Source organism: Sinorhizobium psoraleae, assembly GCF_013283645.1.
In the GTDB taxonomy this organism is placed as follows: domain Bacteria; phylum Pseudomonadota; class Alphaproteobacteria; order Rhizobiales; family Rhizobiaceae; genus Sinorhizobium; species Sinorhizobium psoraleae.
Genome location: NZ_JABEKV010000012.1, coordinates 57,724 through 75,516, shown reverse-complemented (window position 1 = coordinate 75,516; position 17,793 = coordinate 57,724). Strand labels below are relative to the sequence as shown.

The 17,793-nt window shown below is 58.2% G+C and carries 16 protein-coding genes and 2 pseudogenes; 3 read left to right on the top strand and 15 right to left on the bottom strand.

Going from position 1 to position 17,793, the window contains the following annotated elements; genetic code table 11:
• Positions 1-119: 119 nt before the first annotated feature.
• The 12 genes from ILFOPFJJ_RS36875 to ILFOPFJJ_RS31880 form a co-directional block, all read right to left on the bottom strand.
• A complete protein-coding gene (locus ILFOPFJJ_RS36875) occupies positions 120-830 on the bottom strand; it encodes an effector protein NopP (RefSeq protein ID WP_512700888.1) in 711 nt (236 codons plus the stop codon).
• A gap of 630 nt (positions 831-1,460) precedes the next feature.
• Complete coding sequence (locus ILFOPFJJ_RS31930) at positions 1,461-2,498, bottom strand: EscU/YscU/HrcU family type III secretion system export apparatus switch protein (RefSeq protein ID WP_173514463.1); 1,038 nt, start codon at positions 2,496-2,498, stop codon at positions 1,461-1,463.
• Entirely contained in the window at positions 2,495-3,313 is an 819-nt protein-coding gene (gene sctT / locus ILFOPFJJ_RS31925; protein WP_173514462.1) for a type III secretion system export apparatus subunit SctT, read from the bottom strand. Before sctT ends, ILFOPFJJ_RS31930 begins: the two co-directional genes overlap by 4 nt.
• Positions 3,310-3,570 carry an EscS/YscS/HrcS family type III secretion system export apparatus protein gene (locus ILFOPFJJ_RS31920; protein ID WP_173514461.1) on the bottom strand — a complete coding sequence of 87 codons (261 nt, stop codon included), beginning with the start codon at positions 3,568-3,570 and terminating at the stop codon, positions 3,310-3,312. The genes sctT and ILFOPFJJ_RS31920 overlap by 4 nt, the downstream gene beginning before the upstream one ends.
• 29 nt (positions 3,571-3,599) lie before the next feature.
• Positions 3,600-4,265 (bottom strand): type III secretion system export apparatus subunit SctR, encoded by a 666-nt coding sequence (gene sctR / locus ILFOPFJJ_RS31915; RefSeq protein WP_173514460.1) that lies wholly within the window; start codon positions 4,263-4,265, stop codon positions 3,600-3,602.
• Positions 4,258-5,319, bottom strand: coding sequence for a type III secretion system cytoplasmic ring protein SctQ (gene sctQ, locus ILFOPFJJ_RS31910; RefSeq protein ID WP_376741485.1), 1,062 nt, complete (start codon positions 5,317-5,319; stop codon positions 4,258-4,260). Before sctQ ends, sctR begins: the two co-directional genes overlap by 8 nt.
• Positions 5,320-5,363: 44 nt before the next feature.
• Positions 5,364-5,900, bottom strand: coding sequence for a hypothetical protein (locus ILFOPFJJ_RS31905; RefSeq protein WP_173514458.1), 537 nt, complete (start codon positions 5,898-5,900; stop codon positions 5,364-5,366).
• Positions 5,876-7,234 carry a type III secretion system ATPase SctN gene (gene sctN, locus ILFOPFJJ_RS31900; RefSeq protein ID WP_173514457.1) on the bottom strand — a complete coding sequence of 453 codons (1,359 nt, stop codon included), beginning with the start codon at positions 7,232-7,234 and terminating at the stop codon, positions 5,876-5,878. The genes ILFOPFJJ_RS31905 and sctN overlap by 25 nt, the downstream gene beginning before the upstream one ends.
• A complete protein-coding gene (gene sctL, locus ILFOPFJJ_RS31895) occupies positions 7,231-7,854 on the bottom strand; it encodes a type III secretion system stator protein SctL (RefSeq protein ID WP_173514456.1) in 624 nt (207 codons plus the stop codon). Before sctL ends, sctN begins: the two co-directional genes overlap by 4 nt.
• Positions 7,851-8,483 (bottom strand): nodulation protein NolU, encoded by a 633-nt coding sequence (locus tag ILFOPFJJ_RS31890; protein WP_173514455.1) that lies wholly within the window; start codon positions 8,481-8,483, stop codon positions 7,851-7,853. The genes sctL and ILFOPFJJ_RS31890 overlap by 4 nt, the downstream gene beginning before the upstream one ends.
• Positions 8,484-8,495: 12 nt before the next feature.
• Positions 8,496-9,353, bottom strand: coding sequence for a type III secretion system inner membrane ring lipoprotein SctJ (gene sctJ / locus ILFOPFJJ_RS31885; protein WP_173514454.1), 858 nt, complete (start codon positions 9,351-9,353; stop codon positions 8,496-8,498).
• Positions 9,354-9,362: 9 nt separating this feature from the next.
• The gene (locus tag ILFOPFJJ_RS31880) at positions 9,363-9,857 is read right to left on the bottom strand and encodes a nodulation protein NolB (protein ID WP_173514453.1); all 495 of its coding nucleotides are present in this window, start codon (positions 9,855-9,857) and stop codon (positions 9,363-9,365) included.
• 182 nt (positions 9,858-10,039) lie between these two features.
• Here ILFOPFJJ_RS31880 and ILFOPFJJ_RS31875 point away from each other — a divergent pair, with 182 nt between their 5' ends.
• Positions 10,040-10,744: a secretin N-terminal domain-containing protein gene (locus tag ILFOPFJJ_RS31875; protein WP_173514477.1), complete on the top strand. Its 705-nt coding sequence runs from the start codon at positions 10,040-10,042 to the stop codon at positions 10,742-10,744.
• Positions 10,745-11,033: 289 nt separating this feature from the next.
• Entirely contained in the window at positions 11,034-12,863 is a 1,830-nt protein-coding gene (locus ILFOPFJJ_RS31870; RefSeq protein ID WP_173514452.1) for an HrpF/NolX family T3SS translocon protein, read from the top strand.
• Positions 12,864-13,514: 651 nt separating this feature from the next.
• Here ILFOPFJJ_RS31870 and ILFOPFJJ_RS36350 read toward each other — a convergent pair.
• Positions 13,515-13,679 (bottom strand): annotated as a pseudogene (locus ILFOPFJJ_RS36350) (recombinase family protein); the annotation flags it as partial.
• 683 nt (positions 13,680-14,362) lie between these two features.
• On the opposite strand from ILFOPFJJ_RS36350, the pseudogene ILFOPFJJ_RS35645 reads away from it, so the two are divergent.
• Positions 14,363-14,661, top strand: a pseudogene (locus tag ILFOPFJJ_RS35645) (IS66 family transposase zinc-finger binding domain-containing protein); the annotation flags it as partial.
• 427 nt (positions 14,662-15,088) lie between these two features.
• On the opposite strand, the gene nifD reads toward ILFOPFJJ_RS35645, so the two are convergent.
• Both nifD and nifH read right to left on the bottom strand, forming a co-directional pair.
• On the bottom strand, positions 15,089-16,591 hold the full coding sequence (gene nifD / locus ILFOPFJJ_RS31865) for a nitrogenase molybdenum-iron protein alpha chain (RefSeq protein ID WP_173514451.1): 1,503 nt from the start codon (positions 16,589-16,591) through the stop codon (positions 15,089-15,091).
• A gap of 102 nt (positions 16,592-16,693) precedes the next feature.
• Entirely contained in the window at positions 16,694-17,587 is an 894-nt protein-coding gene (gene nifH / locus ILFOPFJJ_RS31860) for a nitrogenase iron protein (protein WP_173514450.1), read from the bottom strand.
• Positions 17,588-17,793 lie beyond the last annotated feature (206 nt).

Below are 17,793 nucleotides of genomic sequence, written 5' to 3'. Positions count from 1 at the left end.
GCAATCGCCCAGATGCACGCGGCAATCTCATCGCAAATATCCCCTCCCGCCTGAGTGGGTCCAGGCTAAGGGACGCCTCATGAAACTTGCTCTGCTGGCGGCACAGGACGAGCGTCCGATCACATAAAGTCATCCTCAGACGAGTCTGAACTTGGTTCAGTGTTCCCGCTATCCTTAGTTTTGCAGAGATACTGCTGCGGTTTGCCTACACGCTGCCATTCACCGGCACTGTTCTTCGTCCACTTGTCGGGATGCTGAGTAGGGTCAAGGACCATATCGCCCTCATCCACTTCAACAAACCCCATCGACGCTGCGCGGGCTTGTGCTTCTGGATTAGCCGCACGCCAATTCAGCAACGGTCGTTCGCCGTCCCTCCGAAGTTGATGCTCCAGCAGAATATCGCCTGCATTCTCGACGAGCGGGTGAGCGACCTGAAGATCCACTATGGAAGTGACCTCGGTTCGACCGGGAAATTGTTCCCGCCACTTTTCGGATTCGAACTCAGTCATGCTGAATCCGCCTTCTGTTCTCAGCAGTCCAACACAGTGGTCTCCTAGTTGGTAGCTGTAATATCGCGCGTGCTCCGAGTCTCGACGTACGCCGTATTGACTAGCAACGTCCGCAGTGCGTCTGGCTCGTGAGGATACGAATTCCGAATACTCTTGTGGATTGTCGGCGATGCGCGTGATTTCAGGGCCATGAAATTGCCTCGCCTCGCTCCTGAAAGTAGACCTGTCGATCTGCACCACCGGAGGGCTGGCTTGGAGGGAATAAGCTTGCGTAGCCGCCGGCGATGAGCTGCCGCTGGAGGCCGATGCGGCTACGTGCATCCGGGCAAACGTGTCCGCGAACTCTTGGCTTCCTGCATCGCGTTGCCTGCGCCCACTACGCCTGTAGTGGATATCGGAAGAGCTACCAATTCGACCATACATGACGATTCGCTCCTGTGTTTTGCAGTGAGTTTAGGTTGGTTGGCGCGCCGGCCCTAGATAGACCACTTGGCTGACGACTGGCTGACGAAAGCATTGTCGCGGATGCACAGTGTCCATCCGGGCAGGGCTTCCGATTTGCCCACATCGCCGAGCTTGATCCAATAGAGATGCCAAAGGCGATGTCGTGCAGCCGATCATGCCGCGCTAGGCGACCATGTTGGCGGGGGCGGATCACGTTTGGGGGCGAGATAGCCGCCAAGCATGGCGATTTGCACCTGGGAAGCGGCGAGCGTGCGCGGTGGGAGCGATGTCGCGTTCGGCACGCGTCGATCCGGTTGAGCGCAATGACCTTGGCGAAGGTGAAAACGCTGACGTCTGATTTAACGCGTGCCCAAATAGTGATGGTGTGGAACGGTCCTCCTTGCAGGATTGGGATCGGCCCTTCCTCTGCCACAATGCGCGCCGCGTCGCGGCGAAATGGCCGGCGCTATGAAATATGGATGCGGCCAACGGCCGGCCACGCCGCATCTATACGACGCCTGCGGCAAAGAGTGCTTTCGCGACAGACGCGAAGCATTGCGCAGGAACGGCGTCGCTCAGCTTCGTTGTGCTGATGAGCTGATGCGCAAGCACATGATCATCGACAACATAGACACGTAGTGCCCGCGCTTCATTCAACAAGTCTGAAGCAGCCTCGCCCTCGGCGCGGCAAACCAAGATTGGTACCCCGCTCTCGCCACGAACGTAACGCAGACCCACGAGTATGCCCTTCCCCCTCACGACCAACGTGGCCCGGTGCACCCCAAGCGGAGGCTCGCGCGCAGACTCGTCGCGCAGGCGACGTCGTTCACTCTTCAACTCCGGCGTGCCTTCCTGTTCCTTGAATTCGCGCATCACTTCGGTCTTAGTCATGCGCATTTCTCGCAGAAACAACGCACGCTGCACCAGGAGATCGATTAGTCCGCCGACCAGAAGTGCAGCGGCACCGATCGCGCTCAGCAACTTCGCCTCCGTAAAGACGAGGCCGATACAGCCCATGCCGCAGATCGGCAGATAGACCATCGTCTTCCACGTACCGAGAAGGAAGAGGAGAAAGGTCGCGCTCAGAACCATTACTTTAAACTGCGTCTTGCCGACCTCCACAGCAGAACGCGCAGACGCCATGCGCTTCAGGCCTTGAAACGGGTCAATTTTCTCAAAGTTGAGCGTCATCGGCTCCAGTGAGAAGACAAATCCACCGTTGGCTATTAACCCGGCCAAAATCACCGCGGCGATGAGAGTTCCAAGCAGCGGGCCAACAGTTTCCAGTGTGAGTTCGATCAGCAGGACCAATGCCTGCCGGACCGCCGTATTGAAGGGCAGATTCTGCAGATTGTCGACTAATAGTAGCGCTTCATGGCATTTGTCTTGAATCACGCTCCCTCTTAGCCAAATGTAGCCGAGCCCAGCGCAAGTGGCGACCGCGCGGACGAAATCGGAACTGCGCGCAATCTGCCCTTTTTTTCGCGCTTCGCTTAGCTTGTGCGGGCTGGCGGCGTGGGTCTTCTCTTCACTCGTGTCACTCATTTCAGCAGCTTGCCCATCCACTCAAGCGCGCCATTCGCTTGTGTGATCTCCAGGCTCATCCCCTCGATGAGATAGGCGGTGTAGGCAATCATAATCATCGGAAAGCCGATATTCTTGATCATCGGGGACAGTTGGCTCGACTTGAATTGCGGCGCAAAGCGCCGCAGTATCATCATTGACAAGTCAACTAACATCAGGAAGGCCACTACAGGCCCGGAGACCAACAATGTCGTGAGCATGATGCGATCAAGGAGCCTCAATAACTCCATTGCTCCTTGCGCGGTCAATGTGGGGTGAAACCGATACACCGGCCAGATCTGGAAGCTGCCATACAGGGCGCTGACTACAGCCTCCAGGCCTCCAGACGCCACGAAGATCGTAACCGCGGTGACCCCGAGAAAAATTCCCATAGCGGAAGCCTGACTGTTCGTTGCGGGATCGGACGAAGCGGACGGGCTGGTGATGCCGCGTTGATTGTCGATAAACTCACCGGCCGCCTGAAGGCTCCATAACGGGATGCCAAGAAAAGTGCCAAGTAGCAGGCCGACGAAAATCTCTTTCACTCCGAGTAGAGTTACCTGGATCAGACGTGTCTCAGGATCCAGCGCCCGCAAACCGTCACTGACGTGTGCCAAACACGGTAGTGCGAAGGCAACAGCCAGGCAGCTGCGGATGAGCCCGCCGATCTGAGTCCGTGTAAACACAGGAAGCACCATCATAATGCCCATCGCGCGGGCCGCGCCGAGGCCGGCTGCAACGACAAGTTCGATGGCCGCATGGATCAGGGTTTGAATCTCGGTCGATGACGCAATCACGATGGAGGCTGGTAGCTAGGGGTCATTGTGGGGAACTCCGCAAAAATCTGGTCGGCGAGCCTTATGAGCGGGGCGCTCAGCACAGGGGCAAACAGGCTAATCACCGCCACAACGACCAAAAGCTTCACGGTGAGCGGCAAGCTTTCATCCTGGATTTGCGTTGCCGCCTGGATGATCCCAACCACCAGTCCAACAATCACTGATGCAATGAGCGGCGGGAGAATCCAGATCATGAAAACCGCCAACGATTGGTTCATGAGAGTAACAATGCTGGACTGAGTAATAATCAACCTCCCGGTGTGGCGTAACTCAACACAAGTCCGTGCATCAATCTCGACCAACCATCAATAGCGACAAACAAAAAGAGCTTGAACGGGACCGATATGACTGTCGGGGATACCATTGACATGCCCATCGCCATTAAAATTGTCGTTACAATAAGATCGATCACGATAAAGGGAAGATAGAGAAGAAAGCCTATCTCGAACGCACGCTTGAGTTCTGAAATTAGAAACGACGGGACGAGAACGGCAAAATCATCGGGTGTGGTTCTGGAGCGCATCTCCTCTGGCCACAGTTTTTCCGTCGAGGATAGAAAAAAACGACTCTGCTCTTCATTTGTGAACTTCTTGAGGTAATCGTGCACGGGCTCACGCCCCTCTTTGGCGGCACTTACCCAGTCGTCCAACGTTTGGTAGCGGAGCTTTGGATCCGTCATCCGATCATAGGTCTGTTCAATTACAGGCGCGCTGATGAAAATTGTGAGGATGAGTGCCGCAGCGTACAGCACTATGTTCGGTGGTATCGTCTGGGTCCCGAGCGCATTGCGGACGAGGAAGAGAACAACTGAGACTTTTATAAACGCCGTGGTTGTGACGACTGTTAAAACCAGCAGGCCGAGTCCGGCTGTAATCGCAAGAAGCGACAGAATTGCCGGCTGAATCTCAGTCATTGCATGCCAACCTGCCGCGCAGTCTGATGCCCAGCTCATCTCCAATCCGCACGATGTCGCCACGCCCGATACGCCGACCGTTGGCCAATATATCGACCGGACCATCGATGGGCCGACCTAGTTCGAAAACATGCCCTTCGCCCGCACTCCTCAGTTCCCCTAGAGGCATAGGCCAGCGGCCGCATTCAAAGGCAAGCATGATCTCGACGTCGTCGAGATCGGCTTCCAACGGTTCTTGCTGTGATTCGGGTTGTGTCGTCATATGCACAGTCTCCAACGGGCATGATAGCGGGCGGAAGGGGCCCCGCAGGATTAGGTCGTCGCCCTCAATATCTGCCCCGGCCCATAACCGGCCCACGGATAGGGTGATCTGGCCGCGGCTGAACGGCGATATGTCTGGCAACAGAGCATCACCGACACATGCTTTGCGAAGAAGCGCTGCCGGAACGCAAAGCGTGCCGATTCCTCCCGCAACTATGACCGGCAGCTCCGGGAAGAGCTCGCGCGGCTGCCGCGGCAATTGGCCAAGCAGTTCGCCTAACGCGCGGAATGCAGGCGGCACCAAGCCATCAAGAGGAGAAAACAGGAACAGACGGCCTTTGCCACCGACTGGGCCGAAGGCGATATCAAGTTCTAGGCAGGGGGCCAGTGTCATAGCTTCACGCACGTGCAGAAGCTGCACGTCGAGCTGCGTCTGATCCTCCAGTCGAGCGACAAGCGGCTCAAGTGCAAGTTCGAGAATGAGCGAAGCAGTTGGCTCGGTAGGGAAAGCAAGGCCGCTCTGCACTGTCGAGATGAGCGCCTCAACAAGCGCTCGTGACAGCGACAAGACGATCGTTTCAGCTCCCACGCGCCAAACACAGTCAAGCATCGGAATGGCAGAAGTTTCCTGCTGCCAAACAAGGCCTTGTATCCGCACCGACAGCGGCTTTTCGCCAATCCAGCTCTGAAACGGGCTGCGGAAAGCGGCAACATCATTGAGCCACGAGACGACCACGTGGGACAGTGTTAGCGCAGGTTCGAATATAGCGGGTCTGACCACAGTGGTTACCAAAGCGGCTCTATGCTGCAGTATCGCGTCATCCAGAGAAGCTCCCTTCATCGGATCTGATCGCGCGACATCAGGGCGAGCGAAACCCTCCCATATCGAAGCGATATGTCATCGTCGGCCTCTATCTCCCCTGCCGCCTCCGAATGAATATCGACGGCGCGCCGGACGTCGTCCTCGATTTGTTGCCATTTGTGGCTTGCGGCCGAACGTTTGACCCACACGGCTCTCATCTCAGACGCGGCTGCCTCGGCCTTTTCTTGGGCGATGCGCGCATCATCGAGCATCTGCCATCTAGAAGTGACCTCAGCCGCAAGCCGCTCAATTTGAAGGTGGTGATGGTCGAGTGCTGCGCTAGACCATTTGTCGAGGGACATCAGCTCTTGGTAGAGCGCCGCTTCGGCCCGTGCGAAATGTTGCTGTGCGCTTGCAAGCTCCTGGGAGGCATTCTGCAAGGCTAAGGTGGCCGTATGGCGTTGGGCTTCCTTCTCGGACAGCTCCCTAAGGGCACTACGCTCTTGCATATCCTTCAGAAGCCGCAACCTCGAAGTGTGAGCGCGATTTACGCGGTCAGACGCGACATCCATGCGACCGTTTCCTCAAAATCCGACGCCTCACCTTCGCTCTGGCACAAAAATTCCCTCAGGTCACCGATCGAGGCGACAGCTCGGTCAGTTAGCGGATCGCCGCCCTGCTTGTATTCGCCGACTTTGATCAAAAACTCGGACTCGGCATAGCGCGAGAGGAGATCACGGAAGAAAGATGCTGCCTTGCGATGTGTCCCAGAAACGACCGCATCCATGACGCGGCTGCGACTCTGCAGCACATCAATAGCGGGGAAATGCGACCGCGCCGCGATAGCGCGTGAAAGGACGACATGGCCATCGAGAATGCCGCGCGATTCCTCGGCGATTGGATCGCCTGTGCCATCACCTTCGACAAGCACAGTATAGAAGGCCGTGATTGAGCCGTGCTCACCCATGCCGGCACGTTCAAGGAGGCCTGGCAGCATGGCAAAGACGGAGGGAGGAAAGCCCCGCCGGGTCGGCGGCTCGCCCGCAGCAAGGCCTATTTCGCGCATGGCGCGGCAGAAGCGCGTCAGCGAGTCCAACATGAGCGCGACGCGTAGCCCTTGCTCGCGAAAGTATTCCGCGAGCGCGGTCGCCATAGGAGCACATTGCGCCCGCTCCACTGCCGAGCGGTCGGAGGTTTCAACGACCACGACCGCACGGCGGAGGCCTGCCTCCCCAAGATGACGCTCGATGAATTCACGAACTTCACGTCCACGCTCTCCTATGAGCGCGACTATGAAAACGTCGGCGGCGGCACCTTTTACGATCTGCGACAATAACGTTGACTTGCCACAGCCAGGCTCGCCATAAATCCCGATCCGCTGGCCCTCGCCGCATGTGAGGAGACCATCCAGAACGCGAATCCCGAGCGGGAATGCCAGCTCAACCATGCGCCTCTTCATTGGGTTGGGCGCCCTGCCATGCAGCGGACGAGTTTCGACGGTTTTGATTTCACCTTTGCCGTCAAGTGGGCGGCAACGGCTGTCAATCACACGCCCAAGCAAATCGGGCCCGACTGGCACTTCGCGCATTCGTCCAGTGGACACGACTTCTGAGCGGCTGGACAGGCCCACCAGGTCACCGATCGGCGTGAGCAACACGCCATTGTCCAACAAGCCGATCACCTCGGCTTCGAGCGTCAGGCCGGTTCGCGAATCGTGCAGAAGACAAAGTTCCCCAATCCGTGTATCCGGCAAGACGGCATGGACCAGTGTACCGATAGCCCGCGTGATCCGGCCGCGCACGACACGCGTGTCGATTTGCTTTGCTGTAGACCTCAAGGACGAGATCGCCGGATCGGGAGCCCGGTTCCCCGCGAGATTATTATGCTGTGGTACCGTCGTGATCACAGTTCTCCTTCTTCAGAATACGGTCTGAAGCCGAGGCGCAACGCGCGCATCTGTGCATCAAGTCCAAGATCGACATTGCCATACTCGCTCCATAGCACGCACTGTTGGGGCGACAACGTCGGATCCGGATCGATCCGCACCCTCGGCCGACCCTCCAGCCCGTCGCATTCAGCGAACTCGCGCGCGAGCATATCGACTTGCGTGGGACACACATGGAGGCAAACTTCCGCGCCGGTATATTTGCGCTCAATCGCGTGGCGAACAGCTTTTGCCAACAGCTCGCCCGGATCGAAAGCGCCCAGAAGATCGCTTAGTATCTCTATCACCAGTTGTGGCAATTCCTGCTCCAGAACCGCCTTTCGTCGCGCCACTTCGGAGACTGCCCGCGCAATCAACCTGGCCATTTCCTCGGCGCCTGCATTGAATCCCTCGGCATGGCCGCGCGCCCGCTCACGCTGATAGGCCTCGCGTGCCCAGCGGCGAACCCGCTGCTGATGCCGTTCTGCTGCGTCACGCGCTTTCGCGGCGCTGTGCCATATTTCGAGCTCACTCGCCGCTATCAGTGGCCCCACTGGGCGTATCTGCGGCGCGACGGGCGCGGCGGAAACATCTGCGGTCATTTCGCCGGGTTCTCCGTATCAAAGTGGGCTAGGACAAGCGAAAACAACTGGCCCGAGGCCTTACTGTGTTCGGGCGAAGGATTCTCGGCGGCGGTCCCGACGGGCAACCGAAGAAGCACACGGTTACGCTCAAGCGCTGAACTGGCATTGAGCCAAGCGCCAAGACAGGCATGTCCATCGTGTTCAATTTGCTGGGCGAGTTTTTTCGGATCAGCGATCAAGCTGCTTGCGATCGCTTGCGCCAGATGTCGGATGCCGAACGCGTGGGCATCGGCGCCAATATGTTCAATAAGCGCGGTGAGTTGAGGCTTTGAAACAAGCTTCAGCAGCGAACGGGCATGCCAGATACTACCGGCAAGGAGAGCAGCCCGACGCGGATCATGTCCGCGCAGTAGATCCGGCTCAAGGCCGCTTCCGTTTGAATGCACTTCATTGTCAAGCAGCAACTCTGCCAGTCTTGGCTGCAGCCTAGGACGCTTCTGCAACTGTTCCAATGTCGCAGCCGACAACGCCGGATCAAGACGTGCGGCAAGACGGGTCGGATGGGCCCAAGCAGCAACATCGCTCAGGCACACGGAACGTAGTTGGAGCGACTGATCGAGCCCGGCAGTCTGTATCGGTATCGACATTGCGAATACTACCTATGCACTGATCTTTTTGCGAATGGCCTCGACAGCGGAACCCCCCGAGGGACCTTCGACCTTGGATAGTTGGCCCGATGATTGCTTGCGCCGACGCCTTAGAACACCGACTAAGAGATAGCACGCCGCTGCGAATGCAGCTGCGGCAACACCCATCACGATTGGCAGAAGTGGCGCTGGAAAAGAGCTGGATGCGTGGGCCGAAACAGTCGCCGGAGCGGTCCGGTGCTCAGGTCCGGACGTTTCCACTGGCACCAAAACCACTTCGACCTTTTCGTAAGACAGGCCTTCGATGCTGTCGGCGACCAGCATCTTTATCTTTGGCAGGAGAACTGGGAGATTCGCTTTGGCGTCGTGTCGTATAAAAACCGAGGACGAGGATGGCGTGCCACCCGAACGTAACAGGTCGTTATTCGGCAGAACGACATGAACACGTACTGACAAGACGCCGTCGATATCGCTGATCGTACGCGACAACTCTTCGCTCAGGGCATAGACGTAACGAGCGCGCTCCTCGGTCGGCGAGGCAATCAGGCCTGATCCGCTGAAAATTTCCCCAAGGTTCTTGAAAGACTGCCGGGGCAGCCCTTTGGCATTCAAGAGGTTGATTGACAACGCAAGCAGCTTTTCGTCGACCTGAATTGTGCTGGTCCCATCCTTGGCGGCAACCCGGACCGCATCAACCCCGTTGTCGATTAGAAGCGCGAGCATCTCATTGGCCTCGCGCTCCTGCAATTGCGTATACAGATCGGCCTTGCAACCACTCAAGGCGAAGAGAAGTGGCAGCACGACAAAATGAAGCGAACGCCGACCAGACGGGCGGCTACGCAAGATTTCGCCAAGGGCTAAGCCAATCATGCGCGCCGTTCATCCTTGTTTTATTAGGGTGTTCACAGATGAGGTGATGCCGCTGACACCTTTGGAAATTAGAGAGACTTGGGTGACGCCGTTGTAAAGATCCCGTAGATCAGCCATCGTCGAGCTGAAATCGTGTCCCGTCGGCGTTCCCGCTACCCCACCTTCCACAGGGAGCTTCTGCGCCGGCACCGGTAGAGCACCCTTCTCAAGGCCTACCTGATGGACAAGCGCGGCAGAAGTAACTGTATTGTCCCGGTACATGGAAGAAATCGTCTGGAGCACGCGGTCGCCGCGCGGGCTTGTCTGCGGAGCCGCGCGTTGAACATCCAGATGCGGAGGAACTGGCGCCACCGTTGCTGGCCCCAACACGGTATCGTTTTTCGCAGAGGCGGCCGCCTGCGCTAGTGCGCGCTCAAACTGGGCCTGCTCGCCTAATGACGGTGAAGCGACCCTGGGAACAAAGTCGGTCAGACTGGCAGAGATCGACGTAACAGGCATCATCATGCAAGGACTCGATTGTTTTCTCTTTCGCGTGAAATGAGTCCAGCCGGTTATCACCCGCTGTTGTGCCAGTACCTAGAGAGGCGAGCTGACCGCAAGCTGACGAGAGCCCGTTATTATTTAAAAAGTCACTTTAGCGACTTTAGTGCTTGTGAGAGTTTCAGCCTTTGGTCTATCAGGACGAGATGTCCAGAACGCTCATCCTATCCACCATCCTGCACAACTTGAAGAGACTACTCTGTGCCGGGGTTTTTCTCTCTGCCGCAATCCACACAGCCCCCGGCGCCCCACTATTACTCCCCTCGACACCCTATAGGTATACGGTTCTGGATCAGGATCTCTCTGCCGCGTTGCAGGAATTCGGAACCAACCTAAATATCAGGGTCAGCATCAGCGCGGAGGTGAGGGGGCGGATTCGCGGGCGTATGCCGGATTTGCCACCGCGCGAGTTCCTCGATCGCTTGACCAAGCTGTACGATCTCCAATGGTACTACGATGGGCTTGTGCTCTATGTATCTGCTGCGAAAGAAGCGCAATCTCGGATGCTTGTGTTGACTTCGATTCGCTTCGATGCGTTCAAGGCGGCTCTCGATGAGCTTGGCATCTCCGATGATCGCTATGTCGTCAGACCGGCGGCGGGGAGTGGCCTCGTCTTGGTTTTCGGTCCACCGCGCTTCATCGCGCGCGTGGAGGAGACGTTCAACGGCCTCGTGGCGGAAGCGCAAGCGCAGCCACATGTCGCGCCGGCGCCGAGGAAGGAATCGGTGCTGTTATTGTTTCGGGGCTCCTCCGCCGCGGTCGTCCGCGATGGGAGACCCGAAGCCTCTTATTCTTCTGACGTGCCGCAACAGGATGGCGTTGGCCGGAAGCCTGAGCTGAGTCAGAAATGACATCTATGGAAACGCTGCGAAAACATCACCGGCAGCGGCCTCCTAAGTGAATTCTCTTGAGCTCGTCAGGTTCTCGAAAGCTGAACCGCTCATGGTCGGATCCAGGATCTCCGACAATCGCCGGCCATTGGAGTGCTGGAATTGAACCTGAGAGCCATCAAGGAGCGGGAGCAATTAAAGCACGGCGGGCGGAATGCGGTGACCCGGCCGATGCTCGGATTGTCAACGTTCGTGAACACATCTGGCGTCTCCCTTGTGGGGGACTGCAATTCACGTCTGAGGAGCCACAATGCCAGTCAATAATGCCAGCAACGTTTTTTCGCAGTCCGCACAGGCTTGGTCGGGTTCGATATCCGCGCTCGATAAGACTCAGCAAAACGCATCACCCTTCAATGCGATGCTGTCCATTTACCTGCTCGAAGACAAGACCGGTCACCTCGCGCTCCGGGATCCGCTGCCGCGGGATCTCGCATCGACTACGGAAGGGTTGTCCCGGCATGCATCGGAATCGCTGTCGCCGGGTGTCGGATCGCAGTTGGAGGAACTGAGCCGCCACCCATTGGACCTGCTGCCGCCACATATGAGGGCGGCACTAGCATCAATGGGTGAGCGCCCGCAGGCCTCGTCGATTGCCCCTCCTTCGATTGCCCCTCCTTCGATTGCGCCGGCGCCCATAAAAAGCGAGAGAATCACGTGGAACGGCGGCTCGTTGACCTCAGCCGAGTTGCAGATTGTGGCAGTGCTGAACCGTCACAAGGACCAATGCCCGCTTAGTTGGCAATCGTTGGGGGACAAAGCCAATGATCCATCTACGCCACCGGATCTGAAAGCGGCCATCGAGGGATTGCAGCGGGATCCAGAACTATTTTATGCGATCGGCTCGCAGGGTGATGGCCGCTGCGGCGGCAAGATCACCGCGAAAGATTTGTGCGCATTCTCCGGCCATCACTCACAAGTTGCCGCATTTCAGGAGAAGCAGGCGCAAAGTTACGGGCAGAATTACATTCCATCTGACAGCACTGGAAATCCGCAGCCGTCGGTCATGACCCGCAGCGATGCATTACGCGAGCTTTACCGGTACTCCGAAAACCTGCCCAAGAACCTGAGTCTCGCTGAGTTCAAGCGGATCGTCGAAGGCGAAGCAAAAACCGGCAAATGTCCGCCCCAGGTCATTGCGGCGGCTCAGTACTTCGTCAGTCACCCGGATGAATGGAAGCAGTTGTACGGTGGTGCGATAGACAAGGTCCACAAAGAGGATTTCCTGCAAGTCGCTTCATCGTCGATGAGCCTCACGCGAACCGAGCTGGATACAATCGAAACGATCAAGAGCAATCAGGACGCCTTCTTTGGAAGCGGTGACCTGACTCGTGACAAGCTCGCGAGCATGGTAGAAGACAAGAGCCTTGACCCGAAAGTACAGAAAGCGGCCTCGCAACTACTCTCAGACCCTCTATTGTTCGGTCTGCTGAACAATACGATTACGGGCTACAAGACCCACAATTCGTTCTTCGACTTCGGCGGCGGACACACGGTCGATTCCGGTGACATCAGCAAAAATGACTTTGCCCACTTCTGCGACAGCATGTCGTCAGCGAACCGGACCGTTCAGGAGCCAAAGACCCATGCGCCCAAAACCGCTGCGCAACAGGACGCCGTCTCGGACATGATGATGGGCCGGACGGACCAACCTGATACCAAGTCACCCAAGAAAAACGGCGGGGCCTTCATCCATGCAGTCGGCGACGTGCTCAAGGTGGTCTCGCCAGTGCTTGATTGGGCTGCGACCGCGGTGGGTGTATTGAGCTTCGTTCCGGGCCTTGGCCAAGTGGCCGATGCCATGTCGATGGCTCTTTCGTGCGAAGCGCAAGCGGCAAATCTTCTCCGTACAGCCATTACCGGAGGCGATATGAAGCAGGCGCTGCAACAAGCTGGCATCAGTATCGGAGCGCAGGCGCTCAGCTTGGTCGCGGGCCCCGAGGTCAAGCTGGCAATTCGCAACGGGCTCGTGAAGAAGGCGCTGGAAGAGGCGGCAACGGCCGGGATCAATCTGCCGATTTCCATGGCGCAAACCTATGCAGAAGGCTATTTGAACAACCTGCAAGCACGCCTTGCGGCCTGAGTTGTGCAAGCCACTGATGTTGCCAGCCAGATCGCACAACGCCCTTTTCTTGTTCCGGGGCAGACATTGCGGCCGCGTTGAGGCGGCCAATGCCCTCAGCCTCTGCCTAAGCGGGCTGGCCTGCGGAGCTGAAGGATGGCGGAAGATCAGCTGGAATAAAGGATCGCAAGTCCGGAAGGAAGTCAGCGGACAATTTGCAAGACTAAGGGCGGTTCCTTAAGCTCTTGGAAAGGCCGGGGCTGACTCGGCCTTTTCCGTCTCCTGCATGCGGCGACTGATAACAGATATGTACCCGCCTCTGTGCGGCGTGAATGCTCGCGAATCTAATTGCACTGCAACACCACTTCCTATGTAGCGAAGCGATTCACCTCCTCCCGAGCCGCTTCGGTTCGAAGGACAGCATTCCTCCTCCCCGCTGCCGCTCACTGACTGAACCCGGGTGCACTTCCTCCCGCGCCGCCTTTGTGGCTTAGTACACGATTTCGGAGGGCAGGGTGCATGCGAATGCTACTTGGCTGAAGGCCGTGGCGCACGAAGCTGTCATCCGACCGTTGGCGTCAATGGCGCGCCTTTCCAAGCTCGGTTGCTTTACGATCAAGCTCTCAAGAGCGAGCCAGCCCGAAGCGGCGCGCCTAGTCCAAAGGCCCCGCCGCGGCCGCCACGTGGGGGCCGCTCGTGCATCTGGTCCAATTGGGGCAAATGTCGCGCAGCGACAGATCGGGATCGGCGATGGCGATCCCGGCAACCAGCCGCATCAGGGCCGGCCCGCGATCGGGCAAGCAGTTCCGGTCCCCCGAGCTTTTCGCGCAGAAACTGCTGCCCTTTAGGTCATTTAGCTGAATTGAGGGGTCACGGAGGGATTCAGTTCAGTGAGGGGGAGCGGCCACTCGGACTGATGCCGCGCAAACCCAAGTGCGCCGGCGCGTGTATGTGGCCTGTATTCAACGAAAGGACCACGACGCAAATGCCGAAATTGTCGGCCCGGCTGCAACAGAGCGCCCATGGGGTGTCTGCGCTCTCTCATGAAAGGGGGCTTAGGCCACTCAGCAACAGAGGCTCTGTTCCGACGCAAACCCACAGTAGTATCGTGGTCGGAAATGGACTGAATGGCGTTGTCCACGACGAGCCGGCCATCGAGGATAAAGCTGCAGAACTGATGCATTACCTTGGGTGGTTTTGATTTCGAGGAGATGGCCAGAACCGCGCCGCGAAAACTGCCAGTGCTAGAGGACCAAATCTCTCAAATTCCGAGGTGGTATGACTCAATTCAATCGCTCGATCAAGTTTTGAGGAGGTGCAATACCGGGAACCGTTTAAGGCAAGGGTTATCTGAGCCAGGCGGACGTCTCCACCCCGAGGTCGCATATGGCGGCATAGGCTTCCAGCTCCATCTCGCAGCAGAAATAGCCGACCTGAAGAAGCACCGTGGAGAGTGTTGATGATTGTCGTCCAGACTGATTGCAGATCGCTTGTCCGGGCATTCATCGAAACGCGCACCTGCGGCCGAGGATGAACTAGCGGCCGCGGCTGCGGCAGACAAAACCCAGCCGATGCGCACGTTCACTCCGCAGGCGCCCGGTTCGCGAGCCCCTGGCCAGAAGATATCGAACTCGAGCATATCGTCATCGAAGGGGCCCGACGGCCTGCTCCGGTTGCGGCGGACTCGCGGCTGTCGAAACTGGGCCGAGGACATCACGAGACGTTGTAGGAGATCCCGCGCCGCTTCAAGGTCATTTACTCGGTACGTGAGGAATTTACCTGCCGCGATTGCGAGGCGATGATGACGCCGATAGTTCCGTGACCGCTCCTCCACTTCAAAGTTATCTTTTACGTTTGGGGACCACGGCGTTGGCTGATGAACACCATCCGTTACCGCTGGCGAAGAGGAGGCAAGCTCATCAGCCAACAGTAACCGGACTTCCCCTGGCTCGAATGCCGTCTTTAGTGGGGAGGCGGCTTCATCACCGAACGGGGCTCCACCTCCTGCGGCAGGCGCGTCGCCAGCCGGTTTTGCAGCGCCTGGCGATCGGCCACGAGGGTGTCGAGGTGCAGCGGCTCGTGGCTTGGCCGCTGCCCGTGGAGCAGGTGTTGAACCAGCGCCCGCGTGCCATCGACGACGAAGACGCCGCAATCGTAATCGTTCAGCTCTGGCCGCGACTTGCGGCGGCACAGAGACCTTTTGAGACGTTTCAGGGTTCCCGCGGCTTCCGCGGAAGACCAAGCTTCTATTCGGCTGCAGCTGCCGTCGCGGCCGTCGTCGGTTTCTTCCAGGGCGCGTCGTAGAGGTCCCAGACCGGATTGTTGATGGCGAGATCCATGTCGCGGGCGAAGATGGCGAAGCCGTCATAGCCGTGGTACGGGCCGGAATAATCCCATGAGTGCATCTGGCGGAACGGGATGCCCATCTTCTGCACCGGATATTTCTCCTTGATGCCGGAGCCAACAAGATCGGGACGGATCCGCTCGATGAACTTGTCCAGTTCGTAACTGGTTACGTCGTCATAGATCAGCGTGCCCTTCTTCACGTAATGGCCGGTGCGCTGATAGTCGTCGTTGTGGCCGAATTCGTAGCCGGTCCCGACGATCTGCATGCCGAGGTCTTCATAGGCGGTGGTGACGTGACGGGGGCGCAAACCACCGACGTAAAGCATCACTCGCTTGCCCTGGAGGCGCGGCCAATATTTATCGACCACGGCATCGACCAGGGGCCGGTATTTGGCGATCACCCTTTCGGTCCGTTCTTCAATTGCCGGGCCGAAGTGCCTGGCGATGTTGCGCAGCGAGGCTTCGATCTGCGATGGGCCGAAGAAATTATACTCCATCCAGGGGATGCCGTATTTTTCCTCCATGTGCCGGCAGATGTAGTTCATCGACCGGTAGCAGTGGATGAGGTTGAGCTTGGCCTTCGGGGCCCGTTCCACTTCCGCGAGCGTGGCGTCTCCCGACCAGTTGCCGACGACGCGCAGCCCGATCTCCTCGAGCAGGATGCGCGAGGCCCAGGCATCGCCGCCGATGTTGTAGTCGCCGACGACATTGACGTCGTAGTGACCGGACTCGAATTCCACGTCCTTCTTGTCGAAGACCCAATCGCGGATCGCGTCGTTGGCGATGTGGTGGCCGAGCGATTGCGACACACCGCGAAAGCCCTCGCAGCGCACCGGCACGATCGTTTTATCGTGCTCCTTGGCCTTCTTTCGGGCGACCGCCTCGATGTCGTCGCCAATCAGACCGATCGGGCATTCGGACTGCAGGGTAACGCCGTTATTGAGTGGAAACAGTTCCTCGATCTCGTCGATGACCTTTTCCAGCTTTTTGTCGCCACCGAAAACGATGTCCTTCTCCTGGAAGTCGGAGGTGAACTGCATCGTCACGAAGGTGTCGATGCCCGTCAGCCCGACGTAGTAGTTGCGGCGCTGCGACCAGGAGTATTGACCGCAGCCGACCGGCCCATGCGAGATGTGGACCATATCCTTGATCGGACCCCAAACGACACCTTTTGAGCCGGCATAGGCGCAGCCGCGGATCGTCATCACCCCCGGAATCGACTTGATGTTCGACTTTACGTCGCATTCGGAGATGGCCTGGCCGTCGTCGCCGACCTCCTCCCTCTCGGCGGCGACACTGAGGTGCTTTTGGCGACGCTTCGCCGCTTTGTGTGGGTATTGCGACAGCACTTCCTCGATAAGCTTCGCATGGAAAGCACTGTCATTCTCGTAGTCGAGACTCATTGGGCCTGCCCCTTTGAAGGTTCGGATGACGCCTCAGCAACGCGGGCGTCGTTCGTGGAATGGGCGCGCGGCGTTCAGCTGCGTGCCTGTCGGCAGCCTCGGCTACAGGCTGGCTGCCGCCTTGGCTTCCTTGGCCTGGAGTTCTGCCAGCATCTGCTCGTCGGTCTTCATGATGCCGAAGTCGAGCAGCATGTCTTCCAGTTCCTCCATGGTGATCGGGGTCGGGATGGTGCCTTGACCCGAATTGAGATGGATCTTTTCAGCCAGCGCGCGATATTCCGCCGCCTGTTTGGAGTCGGGCGCATACTGGATGACCGTCATCTTCCTGAGCTCGGCATGCTGGACGATGTTGTCGCGTGGCACGAAGTGGATGAGCTTGGAATTCAGCTTGGCGGCCAGCGCTTCGGCGAGGTCGAGCTCGCGGTCGGTCTGACGCTCGTTGCAAATCAGGCCGCCGAGACGGACGCTGCCGGCGGTGGCATATTTGAGGATGCCCCTGGCGATGTTGTTGGCGGCATAAAGGGCCATCATCTCACCGGACATGACGATGTAGATTTCCTGGGCCTTATTTTCGCGGATCGGCATCGCGAAGCCGCCGCACACCACGTCGCCGAGCACGTCGTAGGAGACGTAGTCGACATCGTCATAGGCGCCGTTTTCCTCCAGGAAGTTGATCGAGGTGATGACGCCGCGCCCGGCGCAACCGACGCCCGGCTCCGGACCGCCGGACTCCACGCACTTGATGCCTTTGTAGCCGACCTTCAGCACATCCTCGACCTCGAGGTCTTCAACCGAACCTTCCGTGGCGGCGAGATGCAGCACCGTATCCTGCGCCTTCGAATTCAGGATCAGGCGGGTGGAGTCGGCCTTCGGGTCGCAGCCCACGATGAGGATCTTCTGCCCGAGGTCGACAAGGGCGGCGAGCGTATTTTGTGAGGTGGTCGACTTGCCGATACCGCCCTTCCCGTAAAATGCGATTTGACGCAGACCTGCCATGTTGCTTTCCTTCAGTTTGTTCGAACCATCGCGGTTGCCCGCAACATCAATGCCGCCGGCAGCTTCCGCCGCCTGCACAACAACGGCTACAAGAGTTATGCCAAGCAGGTCGATCGGCTGACCAAAAGTTATTTGCTGCTATTCCAGCTACTTAGACGCTAGAGCACGCGATCCGACGAAATAAAGCGGTGTCGCAGAGCCGACAA